This is a genomic window from Actinomyces sp. oral taxon 169 (genome assembly GCF_013394715.1).
Lineage (GTDB): Bacteria > Actinomycetota > Actinomycetes > Actinomycetales > Actinomycetaceae > Actinomyces.
On sequence record NZ_CP058259.1, the window covers coordinates 1,998,598 to 2,016,964 of the forward strand.

16 protein-coding genes are annotated in these 18,367 nt (G+C 70.0%); 9 read left to right on the top strand and 7 right to left on the bottom strand.

What is annotated here, in order from left to right:
• Positions 1–368 precede the first annotated feature (368 nt).
• The 3 genes from HW274_RS08565 to HW274_RS08575 all read right to left on the bottom strand — a co-directional run bounded on the left by HW274_RS08565 (position 369) and on the right by HW274_RS08575 (position 3,215).
• Positions 369–1,316: an aldo/keto reductase gene (locus HW274_RS08565; RefSeq protein ID WP_185988588.1), complete on the bottom strand. Its 948-nt coding sequence runs from the start codon at positions 1,314–1,316 to the stop codon at positions 369–371.
• A 155-nt stretch (positions 1,317–1,471) separates the two neighbouring features.
• A complete protein-coding gene (locus HW274_RS08570; RefSeq protein ID WP_185988589.1) occupies positions 1,472–2,314 on the bottom strand; it encodes a hypothetical protein in 843 nt (280 codons plus the stop codon).
• A gap of 118 nt (positions 2,315–2,432) precedes the next feature.
• Positions 2,433–3,215, bottom strand: a complete 783-nt coding sequence (locus tag HW274_RS08575) for an SDR family NAD(P)-dependent oxidoreductase (RefSeq protein ID WP_185988590.1) — start codon at positions 3,213–3,215, stop codon at positions 2,433–2,435.
• A 118-nt stretch (positions 3,216–3,333) separates the two neighbouring features.
• Here HW274_RS08575 and HW274_RS08580 point away from each other — a divergent pair, with 118 nt between their 5' ends.
• From HW274_RS08580 to HW274_RS08620, 9 genes are all read left to right on the top strand, one after another.
• Positions 3,334–4,698 carry a Na+/H+ antiporter family protein gene (locus HW274_RS08580; RefSeq protein ID WP_185988591.1) on the top strand — a complete coding sequence of 455 codons (1,365 nt, stop codon included), beginning with the start codon at positions 3,334–3,336 and terminating at the stop codon, positions 4,696–4,698.
• Positions 4,699–4,786: 88 nt separating this feature from the next.
• Positions 4,787–5,611 (top strand): pyrroline-5-carboxylate reductase, encoded by an 825-nt coding sequence (gene proC, locus HW274_RS08585; protein ID WP_185988592.1) that lies wholly within the window; start codon positions 4,787–4,789, stop codon positions 5,609–5,611.
• A gap of 479 nt (positions 5,612–6,090) precedes the next feature.
• The gene (locus tag HW274_RS08590; protein ID WP_003786542.1) at positions 6,091–7,794 is read left to right on the top strand and encodes a nitrite/sulfite reductase; all 1,704 of its coding nucleotides are present in this window, start codon (positions 6,091–6,093) and stop codon (positions 7,792–7,794) included.
• Complete coding sequence (locus HW274_RS08595; RefSeq protein ID WP_185988593.1) at positions 7,791–8,582, top strand: phosphoadenylyl-sulfate reductase; 792 nt, start codon at positions 7,791–7,793, stop codon at positions 8,580–8,582. Before HW274_RS08590 ends, HW274_RS08595 begins: the two co-directional genes overlap by 4 nt.
• Entirely contained in the window at positions 8,579–9,583 is a 1,005-nt protein-coding gene (gene cysD, locus HW274_RS08600) for a sulfate adenylyltransferase subunit CysD (RefSeq protein WP_075254929.1), read from the top strand. The genes HW274_RS08595 and cysD overlap by 4 nt, the downstream gene beginning before the upstream one ends.
• Positions 9,583–10,941: a sulfate adenylyltransferase subunit 1 gene (locus tag HW274_RS08605; protein ID WP_185988594.1), complete on the top strand. Its 1,359-nt coding sequence runs from the start codon at positions 9,583–9,585 to the stop codon at positions 10,939–10,941. Before cysD ends, HW274_RS08605 begins: the two co-directional genes overlap by 1 nt.
• Before the next feature lie 3 nt (positions 10,942–10,944).
• Positions 10,945–11,754, top strand: coding sequence for a uroporphyrinogen-III C-methyltransferase (gene cobA, locus HW274_RS08610; protein ID WP_185988595.1), 810 nt, complete (start codon positions 10,945–10,947; stop codon positions 11,752–11,754).
• 42 nt (positions 11,755–11,796) lie between these two features.
• Positions 11,797–12,840 (top strand): sulfite exporter TauE/SafE family protein, encoded by a 1,044-nt coding sequence (locus HW274_RS08615; RefSeq protein WP_185988596.1) that lies wholly within the window; start codon positions 11,797–11,799, stop codon positions 12,838–12,840.
• Complete coding sequence (locus tag HW274_RS08620; protein WP_185988597.1) at positions 12,837–13,523, top strand: sirohydrochlorin chelatase; 687 nt, start codon at positions 12,837–12,839, stop codon at positions 13,521–13,523. The genes HW274_RS08615 and HW274_RS08620 overlap by 4 nt, the downstream gene beginning before the upstream one ends.
• A gap of 99 nt (positions 13,524–13,622) precedes the next feature.
• Here the strand turns inward: HW274_RS08620 and HW274_RS08625 are convergent, their stop codons facing one another.
• The 4 genes from HW274_RS08625 to HW274_RS08640 form a co-directional block, all read right to left on the bottom strand.
• Positions 13,623–14,426: a TetR/AcrR family transcriptional regulator gene (locus HW274_RS08625; protein ID WP_185988598.1), complete on the bottom strand. Its 804-nt coding sequence runs from the start codon at positions 14,424–14,426 to the stop codon at positions 13,623–13,625.
• A 106-nt stretch (positions 14,427–14,532) separates the two neighbouring features.
• Positions 14,533–15,342, bottom strand: a complete 810-nt coding sequence (locus HW274_RS08630; protein ID WP_003786563.1) for an ABC transporter permease — start codon at positions 15,340–15,342, stop codon at positions 14,533–14,535.
• A gap of 118 nt (positions 15,343–15,460) precedes the next feature.
• Entirely contained in the window at positions 15,461–16,414 is a 954-nt protein-coding gene (locus HW274_RS08635; RefSeq protein WP_185988599.1) for an ABC transporter ATP-binding protein, read from the bottom strand.
• A gap of 212 nt (positions 16,415–16,626) precedes the next feature.
• Entirely contained in the window at positions 16,627–18,366 is a 1,740-nt protein-coding gene (locus tag HW274_RS08640; protein ID WP_185988600.1) for an ABC transporter ATP-binding protein, read from the bottom strand.
• Position 18,367: the final 1 nt, after the last annotated feature.

The window sequence follows — 18,367 nt, forward strand, 5'->3', positions numbered from 1 at the left end:
GACGGGCTGTCCCGTCCGGTTCTACTGAGGGCCGACGGCGCTGGTGCGCCGGGGTCCGGTTCTTCCGGAGGCTCGCCGGTGATGGCCGGGTCACTGCCTTTGCTCCGGGGAGTGTAGTGGGGGGCGTACCACCGGGGCCAGTTCACGCCGCGGCTCGGCGGCGTCATCCTCCCCACACCCGGCGGTGGAATAGCGGCGGGCACCACCTTCCCTAGCCCAGACCCGACCCCAGCGCCAGCGACCGAATCTGCACACACCAACAAGAACTTCAAAGGCGACACGAATACGCGTCGCCTTTGAAGAAAAGGTCGATCTGTGGGCGGTGGTCCGGCTAATCGCCGGCTCGGAGCCGCTCGGTCTAGCCGTATCTAGCCGGCTGCGTTGAGCTCCTCGACGGCCTCCTGCGGAAGGCTGAAGCGGGTGGCCTCAACGGCGTCAGTGAGCTGGGCGACGCTGCTGACGCCCACGATCGGGGTGATGGTCGGCTGCTGGGCGCTGAGAAGGGCCAGGACGACCTGGCTCTGCTTCATGGCAAGACGCTCCGACCATGTGCGCAGCGCCGTCAGCCGCTTGTCAGTCCCCGGGTGCCTGTAGGCCTCGGGCAGTGGGCGCTCCGGGTGCTCGTAGGCGCCGGTCAGCAGCAGCGTGTAGGCCCACAGGTCCAGTCCGCAGCGCTCAGCGAGATCCTTGCTCTCGATGGTCATCATCCCGTGGGGGTGGTCCTCCCCCTCAACCGGTATATCCGGCCTGGGGTGGAGGTACGACTCCCGCAGCTGCAGGGCGCTGAAGCCGGCCGAGCCCCGCTGCTGGGCGTGCACGTTGGCTGCGGCGGCGTACCAGGCCGGGTGGTTGGACAGCCCGATCCGTGCGGTCAGCCCTTGGTCAACCAGGGCACCGAAGGTCTCAGCGACATCCGCGACCGACTGCTCCCGGTCCTCCATATGGGCCCAGTACATGTCGACACGCTCCGTCTGCAGGCGCTGCAGACTGTCCCGAATGGCCTGGTTGACGGTCTCCCTGCTCAGACCTTCCACGGCGGCCGGGAAGCCGTGGGGGCGGGTCGGCTCCGCACCGACCTTGGTGCTGATCCTCACCTGGTCGCGCACGCCGCGATCAGCGAGCCACTGGCCGATGACGGTCTCGCTCTGGCCCCCGAGGCCGGACTCGGCTCCCCAGAAGGCGTAGCAGTTCGCAGTGTCGATCCACTGGCCGCCCAGATCCAGGTAGGCGTCGAGGATTTCACGGGACTGGGTAGCGGACAGGCGGGTTCCGAAGTGCATGGTGCCCAGCGCCATGCGGGGACGTGCGTCAGTCATCGGGTTCCTCTCCTCCGTGTCATCAGGGTGCGTGATGCGAGGTGTGCCAGCGACCGTAACCGAATCTGCACACACCGACAAGAACTTCAAAGGCGACACGAATACGCGTCGCCTTTGAAGAATATGTTGGTCTGTGGGCGGTGGCGCCGGCGGCCTCAGCTCTGCGTGCCCGGAGAGGCGTCCTGCTGCTGGAGAACACCCGAGGAGCCTGAGCCGCCCTTCTGGTTGGCATCACCCGAGCCCGAGCCACTGGAGGCGTCCCCGTTGGGGGTGGTCCAGCCGGCTCCACCGGAGCCTCCTCCCGGACCACCCTGGCCGTTCTGGCCGCCCGGGCCTCCCTGTCCGCCGGGACCACCTCCGGGCATCTGACCACCGGGGCCTCCCCCGCCAGGACCTCCCTGACCCCCTCCGGGCATGCCCTGACCGTTGCCGGCTCCCTGCTGCTGGGCCTGACCGTGCTGGGAGTGGGAGCTGAGGAGCTCGTTGGTCCCCCACCCGGCCCCGAAGGATCCCGCCAGCAGCGCCACCCCGGCAGCGCCCACGACGGCGCGACGGCGGTACCAGGGACCGCGAGCCTTGGTCCGGGCCTTCTTGGCCGCCGTGGATGCGGAGGGCACGACGCCGATGGTCGCGGCGTTCTGAGCATCCGGGGACGCCCACGTCCCGCCCAGGCGGGTCTCAGCAGTGCTGCTGCCAGCAGCCGAGTGAGCCGCCCCGGAGCCCTTGGCGGAGTCGTGGGTGACGTCCTTGGCGAGGGCCTCGGTCCTCACCGGCCCTGAGTCAGCGCTACCCGCAGCCGCTTTGAGGTCCTTGACGTCCGTGTTGACGTCCGTGCTGCCGGCAGTGTTGCCATCACTGCCGGGGCCACCTACGGCGCCCTGCGGCAGGCGTTGCGCAGCAGCATCGGCGGCGGCGGATTCCCTGATGGGAAGACTCTCCGTGGCCGCCTCGCGCGAGGAGGAAGTGGCCTCACCACCGGAGGAGACGTGCTTGGTCATGGGTGTCCTTTCAGTCTGGTTCCCGGCCCGGCCGGGGCTGGAACAGACGTTAGGAACCCGCACTGTGCCCGGGGCAGGTCGCACCTGTGGACCACCTATGTGCGACGACGCCGCTCCCCTACTGCTCCCGGGCCACCAGCGTGTTGGAGGCCTGGGCCCGCGGCCGCACCACCATGGAGTCGATGTTGACGTGAGCGGGCAGCTCCAGCGTCCAGACGATGCAGGCGGCGACGTCGTCGGCGCTGAGCGGCTCGGCGACACCGGCATAGACCTTCGCCGCGGCCTCGGCGTCCCCGTGGAGACGGTTGAGGGAGAACTCCTCGGTGGCCACCATGCCGGGGGCGATCTCGATGACGCGCACCGGCTCCCCCACCAGCTCCAGGCGCAGCGTGTTGGCGATGATCCGCTCGGCATGCTTGGCCGCCACGTAACCGCCCCCACCGGGATAGGTGTCGTGGGCCGCCGTGGAGGTGAGGAAGACCAGGTCCCCTCCCCGCTCCCGCAGCCCGGGCAGGAAGGCCTGGCTCACGCGCAGGGCCGCGAGCACGTTGCGCTCATACATGGTGGCCCACTCCTGGGCGCTGCCCTCGGCGACCGGGTCGACCCCCAGCGCGCCCCCAGCATTGTTGACGACGGCGTCGATGCTTCCCTCGGCCAGCACCTCGTCGGCCAGGCGCTCGACGTCGCCGGGCTCCTGGAGGTCGGCGGCCACCCATGTGCAGCCGGTCTCGGCGGCCAGCGCCTCAAGACGCTCCACCCGCCGGGCGGTGGCGACGACCTCCCACCCGTGGGAGCGCAGGAGTCGAACGGTGGCGGCACCGATACCGGTGGAGGCCCCTGTGACGAGGGCACGGCGGGCCGGTGCGGAGTCGACGGTGACGTTCTTTCGGTTCTCGCTCATCGGTCCACGATACGCCCCTGTCACGCTCGCCTGGCACAATCGGCCTCGATTCGCACGGGTTCACCCAGCCCCGCTCGCGAAGCCCCGCACAGCCGGCCCCCATCGGAAGGCCCCCCCTATGAACGCCATCATCCTCGCCGTCCTGGTCATGCTCATCCTGGCGATGCTGCGCGTCCATGTGGTCCTGTCCCTGTTCGTCGGCGCTCTCGCGGGCGGACTGAGCGCCGGCCTGGGTATCAGCCGCACCATGGTCGCCTTCCAGGACGGGCTGGCCGCCGGAGCCAAGATCGCCCTGTCCTATGCGCTGCTGGGCGCCTTCGCCATGGCGGTAGCCCACTCGGGCCTGCCCCAGCTGCTGGCGAACTGGCTCATCGGCCGCATTGAGAACGAGGACGAGTCCGCATCCCGCAGGGCCGTGCGCACCACCACCATGCTGGTGCTGGGCGGGCTCACGGCCATGGCTGTCATGAGCCAGAACCTCATCCCGGTTCACATCGCCTTCATCCCACTGGTGGTCCCACCGCTGCTCATCGTCATGAGCCGGCTGCAGCTGGACCGTCGCGCCGTGGCCTGCGCCATCACCTTCGGCCTGGTGACCACCTACATGTTCCTGCCCCTGGGCTTCGGGCGGGTCTTCCTCCACGACATCCTCTACGCCAACATCGAGGAGGCGGGCCTGGACGTCTCCCAGGTCCCGGCCACCCAGGCCATGGGGATCCCGGCACTGGGCATGCTCGTGGGGCTGCTCATCGCCGTGTTCGTCACCTACCGCAGGCCCCGCGTCTACCGGATCGACACCGGCGGCACCGGCTCGGGCGAGGAGGACTCCGGCCCGGTCGAGATCGACTACCGCAAGATCCGGGTCGCGCTGGTCGCCGTCGTCGCCTGTTTCGCGGTCCAGACCTTCCTGACCTGGACGGGGTCCGAGGCCGACCCGCTCCTGGTCGGGGCCCTGATCGGTCTGCTGCTGTTCATGGCCACCCGGGTCGTCACCATCGCTGAGGCCGACGACGTCTTCACCGGCGGTATGCGGATGATGGCGCTCATCGGGCTCATCATGATTACGGCGCAGGGCTTTGCCAATGTCCTCAAGGAGACCAAGCAGATCGAGCCGCTGGTGACGTCGGCGACCTCTTTGTTCGCGGGCTCCAAGCCCGCCGCCGCCTTCGTCATGCTGCTCGTGGGCCTCATCGTGACCATGGGCATCGGCTCGTCCTTCTCCACCCTGCCGATCATCTCGGCGATCTACGTGCCGCTGTGCGTCTCCCTGGGCTTCTCCCCGGTCGCCACAGTCTCCCTCATCGGGACCGCCGGGGCCCTGGGGGATGCCGGCTCACCGGCGTCGGACTCCACGCTGGGGCCCACGGCCGGGCTCAACGCCGACGGGCAGCACGACCACATGCGCGACTCGGTCATCCCGACCTTCCTGCACTTCAACATCCCCCTGCTCATCGCCGGGTGGATCGCCGCCATGGTGCTCTGACGGCCACCGGCACCCCGGAAGTCGCACCGCCTGGTGCGCCACCGCGGTACGGTGATGGCCTCATGTCGCTCACGAGCAGGAGGCCTTCATGCGTATCGGGTTCATCGGCGCCGGCAACATGGTCAGCGCCATTGTGCGAGGGGCTGTGGCTGCGGGAACACCGGCCGGGCACCTGCTGCTGACCAGTAAGCACGGCTCTGCCGAGCGCCTGGCAGGGCAGGTCGGGGCCGTCCACGTGCCCGACGCCGCCGAGCTGGTCTCACGCAGCGACGTCCTCATCGTGGGCCTCAAGCCCTACGTCATTCCCGATGTCCTGCCCCGGCTGTCGGAGGCCATCGCCGCCAGCCGCCCCCTGGTGGTCTCCATCGCGGCCGGCGTGCCCGTGGAGCGCCTGGAGTCGATGCTGCCGGGCGGAACCCGGGTGGTGCGCACCATGCCGAACATGGCCGCCTCTGTGGGTGAGTCGATGACGGCGCTGGCACCGGGCAGCAGTGCGAGCGCCCAGGACCTGGAGACGGTGCGCACCCTCATGGAGACCATCGGTCGCACCGTGATCCTGGAGGAGAAAGACTTCTCCTCCTTCATCGGCCTGGCGGGCTCCTCCCCCGCCCTGGTGTGCGCCTTCATCGACGCCCTGGCGCGCGCCGGCGTCATGGGCGGCATCCCCAAGGCCCAGGCCGTCCAGATCGTGGCACAGGCGGTGCTGGGGACCGCCCGCACCGTGCAGACCGAGGCTCAGCGCACCGCCGAGGGAGGTCACGGCCGTACCCCGGCCGACCTCATTGACGCGGTCTGCTCCCCCGGCGGGACAACAGTGGCGGGCATGGTGGCCCTGGAGCGGGCCGGTTTCTCCGACGCCGTCGTGCGCGCCTTCGAGGCCATCGCCGAGAGGGACCGCGAGCTGGGCGCCTGATCGCAGCCCCGGGCCCAGCACCGGGCCCAAGGTCCCATATCCCGCCTATCCGCTGCCGCACGCCACCACCGGTGCCACGTGCGGCAGCACGATCTTTTTCCGCGTCCTGACGGGGTAAAGTGCACCCCCAACACCCCTGCCGTGACTCGAAGCACAGATCATTCCTGCTTGTCGCCAGGTAAAAGCATGGTTAATGTTTCGGCCATGACCTTCTCTCACGCAGCACTCTTCAGCGGTACCTATCCCGCTGATCTTCTGCGTGCCCATGCGGTCATGTGTTGTCGGGCCTGACCAGCGCCTGACACCACGGGGACTTCACCCCCGCAACGAGGTATCCGGCGCAATGAAGCGTCCGGAAGGCCCCGTTGAGACGGCTGACGCCAACCGAACGGCCCTGCAGGCTCTACACGCAGCAGCACACCAGGCCGCCCCCGGACGCTCCTCATACGCCAATGACACGCCACCGTCATGGAGGAGCAATGACCACCACCGTCACACCACCCGCCCGCACCCTGCGCCCGCCGCGCAAGGCCCGCTCCAACGGCCAGTGGGCCCTCGACGGGCGCAAGCCGCTCAATGACAACGAGGCCTTCAAGCAGGACGGGGACCCGCTGGCGGTGCGCGACCGGATCATGCGCATCTACGGTCCCGGCGGCTACGAGAGCATCGCACCCGATGACCTCAACGGCCGTTTCCGCTGGTGGGGTCTGTACACCCAGCGCAAGCAGGGGATCGACGGCGGCCGCACCGCCCAGCTGGACGCCTCCGAGCTCTCCGACCGCTACTTCATGCAGCGGGTGCGCCTGGACGGTGGGAGCCTGAGCCGCGAGCAGCTGCAGGTGCTCGGCTCGGTCTCCAACGACTTCGCCCGCGGCACCGCCGACATCACCGACCGGCAGAACATCCAGCTGCACTGGGTGGAGATCGACAATGTCCCAGAGCTGTGGCGGCGCCTGGAGTCGGTGGGGCTGACCACGGTCGAGGGCTGCGGGGACACGCCTCGGGGGTTCCTGGTCTCCCCGGTGGCCGGCATCGCCAAGGACGAGGTCATCGATCCGACCCCGCTGGCCCGTGCCATCAAGGACACCTACCTGGGTGACCCCGAGCTGGCCAATCTGCCCCGCAAGTTCAAGACGGCCATCACCGGCTCCCCCAGCCTCGACATCCTCCACGAGATCAACGACGTCTCCTTCGTCGGCGTCAACCACCCCGAGCTCGGTCCCGGTTACGACCTGTGGGTGGCCGGCGCCCTGTCGACCGCCCCGCGTCTGGGCCAGCGGCTGGGGGCCTTCGTCACGCCTGAGGACGTTCTCGACGTCTGGTACGGCGTCATCCGCATCTTCCGCGACTACGGCTACCGTCGCCTGCGCAACAAGGCCCGGCTGAAGTTCCTCATGGCCGAGTGGGGGCCGGAGAAGTTCCGCCAGGTCCTCCAGGACGACTACCTGGGGCGCGCCCTGCCTGACGGGCCGGCTCCTGAGGAGCCGAGCGGGGACTCCGACCACATCGGCGTCCACGAGCAGAAGGACGGCCGCTTCTGGGTGGGGGCCAAGCCGCCCGTCGGCCGGTTGAGCGGGGACGTCCTGCTGGGCCTGGCCGACTTGGCCGAGCGGGTCGGCTCCAACCGGGTGCGCACCACCCCGCTGCAGAACCTGCTGCTCCTGGACGTTCCTGCCGAGAAGGTCGACGACGCCGTCACCGGCCTGCGCGAGCTGGGGCTCGATCCCGATCCGGGCGCCTTCACCCGCTCGACCCTGGCCTGCACCGGGCTGGAGTTCTGCAAGTTCGCGATCGTGGAGACCAAGAAGCTGGCGGCGCGCGTCTCGGCCGAGCTCGACGCGCGCCTGGCCGACACCGACCTGGAGCGGCGCATCACCCTGACCATCAACGGCTGCCCGAACTCCTGCGCCCGCATCCAGATCGCGGACATCGGCCTCAAGGGCCAGATCATCACGGTCGACGGCGAGCAGATGCCCGGCTTCCAGGTGCACCTGGGCGGTGGCCTGGCCTCCGACGGGCGCGCCGAGGCCGGCCTGGGTCGCACGGTGCGGGGCCTGAAGGTTCCCGCCTCCGGCCTGGTCGACTACGTCGAGCGCCTGGTGCGCCGCTACCTGGACCAGCGCCTCCCCGAGGAGAGCTTCGCCCAGTGGGCGCACCGAGCCGATGAGGAGGCCCTACAGTGAGCGCCGCAACCACTGACAGCGCCCGGGCATCCCTGAACCTGGCTCACCGCGCTCCTGCCGCCTCGAGGTCACGGGGAGCCGGCTCGGCCCCGCGGCGGTCCACCGAGGAGCTGCGAGCCCTAGCCGAGGCCGGTGCGCGCGAGCTCGGTGACGACGCCCCGGCCCTCGACGTCGCCCAGTGGGCGGCCCAGAACTTCCCCAACACGCTGGCCGTGGCCTGCTCCATGGCCGACGCCGTCCTGCCGCACGTGGTCTCCCGGGTCCTTCCCGGCGTCGACGTCCTCTTCCTGGACACCGGCTACCACTTCACCGAGACCGTGGGCACCCGCGACGCCGTGGCCGCCACCATGGACGTCACCGTCGTCGACGTGACTCCCGAGCTGAGCCTGGCCGAGCAGGATGAGCGCTACGGGCCGGATCTGTGGTCACGGGACCCGGCCGCCTGCTGCCGTCTGCGCAAGGTCGAGCCGCTGGCGAGGGCCCTGAGCGGCTACGAGGCCTGGGCCACCGGGGTGCGCCGCGAGGACGCCCCCACCCGCACCCACACACCGCTGATCGGCTGGGACGCCACCCACGAGATCGTCAAGATCAACCCCCTGGCCGCCTGGAGCATGGAGGAGCTGACCGGCTACGCCGACCAGCACGGCGTGCTCATCAACCCCCTCCTGTACGACGGCTACCCCTCGATCGGCTGCGCCCCGTGCACGGCGCGAGTCAAACCCGGAGACGACCCCCGTTCCGGCCGCTGGGCCGGATTCACCAAGACAGAATGCGGAATCCACCTATGAGCATCACCCTGACCCACACCCGTCCGGCCCCCTCCTCCGTCCCCCATCAGACGCCGGAGCTCGAACCGGCCGGCCTGGCCGACCTCTCCCAGGCCCCCGCCACCACTGAGGCCCTGGACATCCTTGACGTCCTGGAGGCCGAGGCCATCCTCGTCATCCGGGAGATCGCCGCCGAGTGCCGCCGCCCCGTGCTGCTGTTCTCCGGGGGCAAGGACTCCGTGGTCATGCTGCACCTGGCGCGCAAGGCCTTCTGGCCCGCTCCGATCCCTTTCCCCGTCCTGCACGTGGACACCGGCCACAACTTCCCCGAGCTGCTGGCCTACCGCGACCGGACGGTCGAGGAGCTCGGTCTGCGGCTCGTGGTGGCCCGCGTCCAGGACTACATCGACGACGGCCGTCTGCGCGAGCGCACCGACGGCACCCGCAACCCGCTCCAGACGATCCCGCTTCTCGACGCCATCGAGGAGGGCGGCTTCGACGGCGTCTTCGGCGGCGGGCGCCGCGACGAGGAGAAGGCCCGGGCCAAGGAGCGCATCGTCTCCCTGCGCGACGAGTTCGGCCAGTGGGACCCGCGCAACCAGCGCCCCGAGCTGTGGAACCTGCTCAACCCCCGCCACCGCCCCGGTGAGCACGTGCGGGTCTTCCCCTTGAGCAACTGGACCGAGCTGGACGTGTGGCGCTACATCGAGCGCGAGGACATCGCCCTGCCCGGCCTCTACTACGCCCATGAGCGCGAGGTCTTCCTGCGTGACGGGATGTGGCTGGCGGCCGGCGGCGTCAACCGGCTGCGCGACGGCGAGCAGGTCGTCACCCGCACCGTGCGCTACCGCACTGTGGGCGACATGTCCTGCACCGGCGCCGTCGAGTCCACCGCCGCCACCAACCACGACATCGTTCTGGAGGTCGCCGCCTCCACCCTGACCGAGCGGGGAGCCACCCGCGCCGATGACCGCCTGAGCGAGGCGGCCATGGAGGACCGCAAGAAGGAGGGCTACTTCTGATGAGCACCCCCACCCTCACCGACATCCCTGCCGAGGCCGAGGCACGCGCCGCCGCCGCCGGCTCACTGCTGCGGCTGGCCACGGCCGGCAGCGTCGACGACGGCAAGTCCACGCTCGTGGGCCGCCTGCTGTTCGACTCCAAGTCCGTGCTGCGCGACCAGCTGGCCGCCGTCGAGCAGGTCAGCCTGGATCGGGGCCTGACCAGCGCCGACCTCGCGCTGCTGACCGACGGGCTGCGGGCCGAGCGGGAGCAGGGCATCACGATCGACGTCGCCTACCGCTACTTCGCCACCCCGCAGCGCTCCTTCATCCTGGCCGACTGCCCCGGGCACGTGCAGTACACCCGCAACACGGTCACCGGATGCTCCACGGCCGACGTCGTCGTGCTGCTGGTGGACGCCCGCAACGGGGTCCTGGAGCAGACGCGCCGCCACCTGGCGGTCGCCGCCCTCCTGCGGGTCCCACACGTCATCGTCGCGGTCAACAAGATCGACCTGGTGGACTTCTCCGCCGAGGTCTACGCGGCCATCGAGGCCGATATCCGCGCCGTGGCAGCCGAGCTGGGCGTGGCTGAGATCCATGTCCTGCCGACCTCCGCGCTCCTGGGGGACAACATCGTCGAGGCCTCGACCAGCACGCCCTTCTACGAGGGGCCGACCCTGCTGGGGCTTCTGGAGTCCCTGCCCACCGCCCGCGAGGAGGGAGCCTTCCGCCTGCCGGTCCAGCTGGTCATCCGCCCCCAGGGGGCGGCGCCGGCGCCAGAGCTGCGTGACTACCGCGGCTACGCCGGGCGGATCGCCTCGGGCACGGTGCGCGTCGGCGACCCCGTGGTGGTGCTGCCATCAGGCAGGCACTCGCGCGTGGCCGGCATCGACCTGGGCGAGCGCAGCCTGGAGGAGGCCGTTGAGGGCCAGTCGGTGACGGTTCGCCTGACCGACGATATCGACATCGCCCGCGGTGACACCCTGGCTGCGGCGGGGGACGCGCCCCAGGTGCTCACCGAGGTCGACGCCCGCGTGTCCTGGCTGAGCGAGGAGCCCCTGCGCCCCCGGGCACGAGTGCTGCTCAAGCACGGCGCTCAGACGGTCCAGGCGATCGTGCGTGCCATTGACGGGCGCCTCGACCTGGATGACCTGACCACGGTGCCGGCTGACCGCCTGGAGCTCAACGACATCGGCCTGGTGCGGCTGCGTCTGGCCTCGCCGGTGCCCTTGGCCGACTACTCGGTCTCCAGGTCTGACGGCGCCTTCCTCCTCATCGACGCCCACGAGGGAGGCACGCTCGGCGCGGGCATGGTGCAGCTGGCAGGCGCAGGGCGCGGAGAACCGGCTGCGGCCGCCTCCTCAGGCAGGGGCTGAGGCATGACCCACGACGTCTCTCCCCATGTACCCGACGGCTCTGCCGGTTCGGCGGGTTCCGCGGATGGCTGGGTGGCCCTGGTGGGCGGCGGCCCGGGCAGCAGCGGCCTCATCACCGCCCGAGGCCTGGAGCTGTTGGGCCGGGCGGACGTGGTTGTCGTCGACGCGCTGGCGCCCCGCGACCTCCTGGAGGACCTTGACCCCGGCACGGAGGTCATCGACGCCTCCAAGCGGCGCGGCCGGCACGTCATGAGTCAGGAGGAGATCGACGCGCTCCTGGTCGACCTGGCCCGCCGCGGCAAGGGGGTGGTCCGTCTCAAGGGCGGCGACCCCTACGTGCTCGGGCGTGGCGGGGAGGAGGCGGCCGCCTGCCGTGCAGCCGACGTGGCCGTCGAGGTCGTCCCGGGGATCACCAGCGCCATCGCCGTGCCTGCGGCGGCGGGGATCCCCGTCACCCACCGGGGGCTGTCGCGCGGCTTCTCGGTCATCACGGCTCATGCGGATCTGGGGGTGCTCCCCCAGCGCCGCGACCACACCCTCATCCTGCTCATGGGGGTCTCCCGGCTGCGGGACTCGGTCGCCTCCCTGCTGGAGGCCGGCAGCGATCCGGCCACTCCGGCGGCGATCATCGAGCGCGGTTATCACCCCGACCAGCGTGTGACCACCACCGAGCTGCGATGTCTGGCCGACGTCGCCGCCCGGTACGGCGTGACCGCCCCCGCGGTCATCGTCATCGGCGACGTCGTCACTCTGAGCCCGTACTGGGCTGACCGAGTCGTCGAGGAGGCTCGGCCGGCGAGTCCGGCCGCATGAGTCCTCTTCGGCGCATGCAGACTGAATGTCCTGGAGTCTCTGATGCGCAAGCTTGTTCTTCTCGCCCTCGTCGGCCTGGCCGCCCAGCTGGTCGATGGATCTCTCGGGATGGGGTATGGCATGACCTCCTCCTCCCTGCTGCTTCTGGCCGGGCTGAGCCCGGCACTGGCCTCGGCCTCAGTGCACCTGGCTGAGATCGGCACGACCCTGGCCTCGGGGGCCTCCCACTGGAGGCTGGGCAACACCGATCCTCGCCTGGTGGTCCGGCTGGGGCTGCCCGGTGCGGTGGGAGCCTTCAGCGGCGCCACGGTTCTGTCTCACCTGTCGACCCGCGCGGCGACCCCGGTGACGGCGAGCCTGCTGATACTGCTGGGGACCTATGTCCTGGGGCGCTTCGCACTGCGCCCGCCCAGCGGATCCGGTAGCCGGCGATCCCCGCACGGTAGGCGGCTCCTGGTTCCCCTGGGACTGGTGGGCGGTTTCGTTGACGCCACCGGTGGTGGCGGCTGGGGGCCGGTGGTGACGACGACGCTGCTCACGGGTGGTCGCACGGCACCGCGCACCGTGGTCGGCTCGGTGGGGGCCTCGGAGTTCCTGGTGACGGTGGCGGCCTCGGCCGGTTTCCTCACCGGACTGGGCACCGCGGGCATCAGCCTCGGCATCGTCCTGACCCTGCTGGCCGGTGGGCTCGTGGCCGCACCGATCTCCGCCTGGCTGGTCTCCCGCCTGCCCGGAGCGGTGCTGGGCACCGCCGTCGGCGGGCTGATCCTGGCCACGAACCTGCGGGTGCTACTGTCCTGGTCCGAGGCCTCGGCCCGAACCGGGGTCGTGTTGTACGGCGCGCTCGGGGTGATCTGGGTGGCCTTCCTGACCCTGGCGGTCCGCAAGGCACGCGCCACCGCTACAGAGATTCGAGAGGAGACCGAGCAGGTGCTTGAGGAGGTCCGCACCGATCCTCTAGGCGGCCACGAGCCTGAGGCTACCGTCCTGGAGGAGGCGATCGCCGCCGGCGGTCCCGTCACCCCGAGGCCGGTCGAGCCGACTCGTCCTCACACGCACGCGGTTCTGGCGGTGGAGCCGGCATGAGCACTCGTCCCCTGGTGCTGCTGGCCCACGGCTCGCGCCGGCCCGGGCCGTCCTCGGTCCTGTCGCGTACCGCTGAGCGCGTCGGCACGATCCTGCCGGGGGTGGAGGTGCGCACCGGCTACATCGAGCTCCAGCCCCCGGACCCGGCCACGGCCCTGGAGGGGCTGGTGGATCCGGTGGTGCTGCCCTTCTTCCTGGCCCGCGGCTATCACGTCGTCCATGACGTACCGGCCGCAGTGGAACGACACGGGTCGGGGACGGTCACCGGGCACCTGGGGGTCGAGGAGCACCTGGTGGAGGCCGTCGCGCAGCGTCTCCACGAGGCATCGGCGCCCCTGGGCGGGCTTGCAGGACTCGACCACATCGTCCTGGGCGCGGCCGGGTCGCGCCACGCGGCGGCTCTGGAGGAGGTTGAGACCATCACTCGCCTGCTCGAGGCGCGCCTGGGGCGCGAGGTGACACCCGCCTACCTCTCGGCTGCGCGCCCCAGCGTCCGTGACGCGGTGAGCACGGCCCGGGCCCGAGGTGCCAGGCGGGTGGGAGTGGCCACCTACCTGCTGGCGGAGGGACGTTTCCACCGGGCCCTGCACTCCACGGGCGCCGACGTCGTGGCCGCGCCCATCGGCGACCACCCGGCGCTCGCCGAACTGGTGGTCCACCGCTACCGGGAACAGGTCGCCTGACCGCGAGACCCCTCCTTCATCGAGAAGGACACTGTTCGCGGAAGACAACCGTTGTCCGTGTCTCTAGGCGAAACATGCCGCTCTCGGCGGAGAGGCATATCAGTCACGGCCATCCTCAAGGAGCCGCTCGGACAGGCGCTGGATGATGGGTTCGACCTCCTGCGAGGTGGTGGCTGCGGCGCTCACGCGGCCGAAGATGCCCACCGCCAGAAGTCCGAAGGCCGTCTCCTCATCCTGCTGGCTCGGCTCGCGGCGTCCATGGGAACGGGCCACCAGGAGGGAGGTCTCTCTCAGCCAGCGGCGCCAGCTGCCGGCCAGCCGGTCCCGGGAGTCCTCATGACGAATCGCGTAGAGCCAGGTCTCCAGGTGCAGGACGACATCCTCCATGGGAAGCTCCTGGAGCTGCTCGCCCCACTGCTCGGGGCTCGCCATCTGGCGAGCGGCCTCATCCGGACTCTCCTCACCACAGGTGACGACCTCCAGGAACAGGGCCTCCTTGGAGGGGAAGGAGGAATAGAAAGCGCCCTTGGTGAATCCGGCCGCCGAGGCGATGTCACTGACAGACGCCCCCTCGTAGCCCTTGGCAGCGAAGACCTCCCTGGCAGCAGCAAGAATCCGCGCCCTGGTCTCCTCGCTCCGACGGCGCCCGCCGCTCCGACCCAGGGCGGCTCCGCTGACTGCAGTGGAGGCGGAGGCCAGCTTCCGGGAGGCGAGGTCCAGGGAGGCCGCTACCGCACTCTCACTGCTCCGGCGCGCACCCTGACCGGCCGCCCCCACCGCACGGGAGAAGGCGGTGATCGCCTCATTGAGGGCGCGCGTCGCCTCCCTGATGTCATCAGAGGCGGAGGCCCCGGAGTCATCACTGTCACTGTTCGGCCCACGGGCGGAGCTCCTGGCGGTCATGCCCCCACTGTAGAGGAGGCCCCTCAGAAAGGGGTTCACGGCACTTCCCCCTCCACGTTCGTCACTTCCCCCACCGGGCTCCAACCATTCGGGCATCCCGGCCGACTCAGGGCCGCCTTCCCAGGGCCCATGACGCTCCGGCGACGGCCACCAGGCACCATCCGCCCAGGAGGCCCCAGGAACGGGCGGGCATGGTGGCGTCGTGGGAGAACAGACCGGCACGCACCACCTGAGCCATGGGCTCGAAGGGCAACCAGCGGTGGATGTCCTGGGCCCAGTCGGGGAGCCTGTCGGCGGGGAAGCTGACGGGCGAGAACAGCATGATGCCGAAAGCGAGTACCTGGGAGAGGATCTGAGCCAGGGCCGGAGCCAGGAGCGTGGCGATGGCGTATCCGATGCAGGCTGCTGTCAGGGCGACCAGCACGGCGCCGGGCACCAGCCACCACTGCGGGGCGAGGTCGACGTCGAAGCGGGCGTTGGCCACGAGGACGCCCACAACCAGGCCGGGCAGTGCAAGAGCGGTCCAGATCGCGAGGTCTGCCAGGAGGAAGGCGACCCTGGGGACGGGCAGGGTGCGCATCCAGTCCAGGCTGCCCTCAGTGCGGGACTGGGAGACCCACTGAGGCGTCATGATGAGGCCCAGCGAGATGAGCGCGATCGCCGGGCCGCCGCCGGCCAGGTAGAGGCTCGCCTCGCGGCCTGGGTGGCCCGCGATGAGCCCGTATCCCAGGACCATGGAGACGGACAGCAGCGTCTGGACGATGATGAAGAGAGGAAGCACGGGCAGGCTGCGACGGAACTGCCACTGGATGAGCAGGCCGAGCTGACGCCAGAGCGAGGTCTTCTGGGACGCGACCTCGAGAACAGTCTCACTGACCGGGGCCGCTTCAGCAGTGGCACTGGTTGGAGCAGGCATCGGATTCTCCTTACGTTTCATGTTTCTCTGGGGACTGGAGTCGCACCGCGCCTACGTAGCAGCGCGGGGATGACGCGAATCATCGGGACGGGCCGGGACTCCCGCGGATTCACACGGTTCAGGCGGCATGACGGCGCACCTCCTCTCCCGCACTCCCGGTGAGATCGACGTAGACGTCCTCCAGCGAGATCGGTGCCAGCTCGTAGCGCTCGATCGCTCCGTCCTTGAGGGCTTGAGCGGCCCACTCCACGGCCTGGGTCGTACGCTGAGAGTCCACCGCCACGGATGCTCGCACGGCGTCGTGCTGCATCAGGCTCATTCCCGCGGGAGGCTCGATCCGCCGGCCGGGAGTCCGGCTGACCTCCAGGACGAAGGGAGATCCGTGGCCGGCCACGAGTGCCGCGGGGGTTCCCTCGGCGATGACGTGGCCGTGGTCCAGGATGGTGAGCCGGTCGACTGCCCGCTCGGCCTCCCGCACGTTGTGGGTCACCAGGAGGACCGCCGCCCCGGCCTCGGCCAGAAGACGGATCTGGTCCCACAGCAGGCGCCGGCGTACCGGGTCGACATCATTGGTGGGCTCATCGAGGATGACCAGGCGCCCGGGGACGACGGCGCACATGGCGAAGGCAGTCAGACGGGCGACTCCGCCGGAGATCTTCTGCGCGGGAGTCCTGGCCCACTCCCCCAGGTCGAGGGCGTCGATCAGCTCTTCGGCGCGCCTGCGCGTCTGACGCGGACGCCCTCCTCGTATACGCCCCACGAGGTCGATCGCCGTCAGGGGCGTGAGCCCGGTGATGGGCACATTGGCCTGCGCCTGGACATTGGTGAGGCGACGGGCGAGAGCGGGGTTGGCGACGGCGTCAACCCCGTCGAGCCTGATGCTCCCGGAGGTCGGACACAGCAGCCCCACCACCTGGTTGACCAGCGTGGTCTTGCCCGCGCCGTTGTGCCCGAGGAGCCCGACCACCTCGCCGGCACCCACCCGCATGGTGACGCCGGCGTTGGCTCTCACCGCGTGCGGCCCACTTCCGAAGTGCTTGTGAAGGTCCTCAATGGCTAGTACGTCGGCCATGAAGCCCCTCCTTTCGTTCAACTACCTGGATCCGATCACTCGATCGACCACCAGACTGATTCGTACCGGTCGGTATCAATGATACCAGTCAGTATTTCCAGGAGGTTTCATGGCGCTCCGAGGGTTCTCATAACAACGGAAACGCTGTCCCATACCAACCGGTACGGGACAGCGTCTGCCCACCATGTCGTCTTAACTGAAGCGGCCCCGCCTCACCCCTGACGGATGTGCCAGCGCGAGGAGGCCGTGGAGGCCTCGATGAACTCGCGGAAGGGGCCGGGGACGGCAGCCAGCTCCTGGGGTGTACCGCGCTGGGCCACGCGGGCGCCGGCCTGACTCGGCTCGAGGAACACGACCTCGTCGGCCTGGCGGACGGTGGACAGGCGGTGCGCCACCACGATGACGGTGCGCCCCTCGGAGAGCTCGCACACCACCTCGGTAATCGCGGACTCGTTCTCCCCGTCCAGGGCCGAGGTGATCTCGTCGAGCAGCAGGATCGGGGCGTCCTTGACGAAGGCCCGGGCGATGGCGACGCGCTGGCGCTCCCCACCGGACAGGCTCAGCCCGCCAGGACCAACCTGCGTGTCCCACCCGTGCGGCAGCGCCTCGATGACGTGGTCCAGGCGGGCACGTCGGGCGGCCTCGGCCAGCTCGGCGTCGGTGGCCTCGGGCCGGGCGATGCGCAGGTTCTCCCGGATGGTGGTGTCGAACAGGTAGACGTCCTGGAAGACCATGGAGGTCATGCCCATGATCGTCGAGGCGCGCATGGAGCGGACCGGTGCACCGCCGATGGTGACGGTCCCGTCGTCGACGTCCCAGAACCGGGCGGCCAGGCGCAGGATCGTGGACTTGCCCGCCCCTGAGGGCCCTACCAGGGCGGTCACTCTCCCCTGCGGTGCGCTCAAGGAGACGCCCGCCAGAATGGGGCGGCCGGCGTCGTAGGAGAAGGAGACGTCGTTCAGGGCGATCGTGGTTCCCCGGGGCTCGATCTCCTGACCTGGCTCGGGGTCGGACAGAGGCTGCGCGTCGAGAATGTCCCCCACGGCCCGCAGGGCGACCTTCGCGTTGTCGGCCTCGGATCCGTACATGGCCGCCTTGGTCAGTGGCAGCAGCGTGCGCGCGGTGACGGCCATGATCGCCAGGTATGCGACGACGTCGAGCCGGTGCCCACTCACCCGTGCCAGCCCCACCGCCATGACCAGGGCGAAGGCGACGTTAACGATGAGGTTGAAGTACTGCCCGGGCCTGCCCTTGACCCGCAGGCCGTCCAGGGTGGAGGCGGAGTCGGCCTCCAGGGCGGCTCGCACCGGTGCCCAGCCCGTCTTGGTGGCACCGGTGGCGCGCAGTACGGGCTGGAGCCGGGCGAACTCCACGAGGCGTCCGGCCGCGGCGCTCGAGGTGCGGTCCTCCATCTCGTTGGCGCGAGTGGTCGCGGCGCCCATGAGCCGCCACGTCAGGACCAGCGGGACGATGGCTGCGGCCATGATGAGCGCCAGAGGCCACTCGACGACGGCGGTGGCCCCGAGCATGACCAGCGGGACGATGAAGGCGTTGCACAGGTTGGGGATCACCATGGAGGCCAGGTGGGAGAGGGTGTTGACCTCCTTGGAGGTGGCGTTGACGACGGCGGCCTCCCGCTCGGCGCTGAACCAGCCCAGCGGCAGAGTCAGGACGTGATCGGCGACGCGGTCGATCATCGTGTCGCAGACCTCGAAGACACTGACCCGGTAGGAGCGGTGCATGGCGATGGTCTCGACGAGCGCGGCGCTCACTGCCATGACCACGACGGCGATCAGCCAGGCGGTCAGGAACTGCGAGCGGGAGTAGAGGGCGCGCAGGAAGGGGATCATGAGGGCCAGGGTGAGGCCCTGGAGGACGGCGGAGGCTACGAACCAGGCGATGATGGTGCGCATCTCGGCGGCGTTGACGACTCGCGTCAGCAGCTTCCACATG

Coding starts and splice junctions, on each gene's coding strand:
- HW274_RS08640 (WP_185988600.1), bottom strand. CDS start 18,366: ATGTGGAAGCTGCTGACGCGAGTCGTCAACGCCGCCGAGATGCGCACC.
- HW274_RS08605 (WP_185988594.1), top strand. CDS start 9,583: ATGAGCACCCCCACCCTCACCGACATCCCTGCCGAGGCCGAGGCACGC.
- HW274_RS08635 (WP_185988599.1), bottom strand. CDS start 16,414: ATGGCCGACGTACTAGCCATTGAGGACCTTCACAAGCACTTCGGAAGT.
- HW274_RS08620 (WP_185988597.1), top strand. CDS start 12,837: ATGAGCACTCGTCCCCTGGTGCTGCTGGCCCACGGCTCGCGCCGGCCC.
- proC (WP_185988592.1), top strand. CDS start 4,787: ATGCGTATCGGGTTCATCGGCGCCGGCAACATGGTCAGCGCCATTGTG.
- HW274_RS08630 (WP_003786563.1), bottom strand. CDS start 15,342: ATGCCTGCTCCAACCAGTGCCACTGCTGAAGCGGCCCCGGTCAGTGAG.
- HW274_RS08580 (WP_185988591.1), top strand. CDS start 3,334: ATGAACGCCATCATCCTCGCCGTCCTGGTCATGCTCATCCTGGCGATG.
- HW274_RS08590 (WP_003786542.1), top strand. CDS start 6,091: ATGACCACCACCGTCACACCACCCGCCCGCACCCTGCGCCCGCCGCGC.
- HW274_RS08575 (WP_185988590.1), bottom strand. CDS start 3,215: ATGAGCGAGAACCGAAAGAACGTCACCGTCGACTCCGCACCGGCCCGC.
- cysD (WP_075254929.1), top strand. CDS start 8,579: ATGAGCATCACCCTGACCCACACCCGTCCGGCCCCCTCCTCCGTCCCC.
- cobA (WP_185988595.1), top strand. CDS start 10,945: ATGACCCACGACGTCTCTCCCCATGTACCCGACGGCTCTGCCGGTTCG.
- HW274_RS08615 (WP_185988596.1), top strand. CDS start 11,797: ATGCGCAAGCTTGTTCTTCTCGCCCTCGTCGGCCTGGCCGCCCAGCTG.
- HW274_RS08570 (WP_185988589.1), bottom strand. CDS start 2,314: ATGACCAAGCACGTCTCCTCCGGTGGTGAGGCCACTTCCTCCTCGCGC.
- HW274_RS08565 (WP_185988588.1), bottom strand. CDS start 1,316: ATGACTGACGCACGTCCCCGCATGGCGCTGGGCACCATGCACTTCGGA.
- HW274_RS08625 (WP_185988598.1), bottom strand. CDS start 14,426: ATGACCGCCAGGAGCTCCGCCCGTGGGCCGAACAGTGACAGTGATGAC.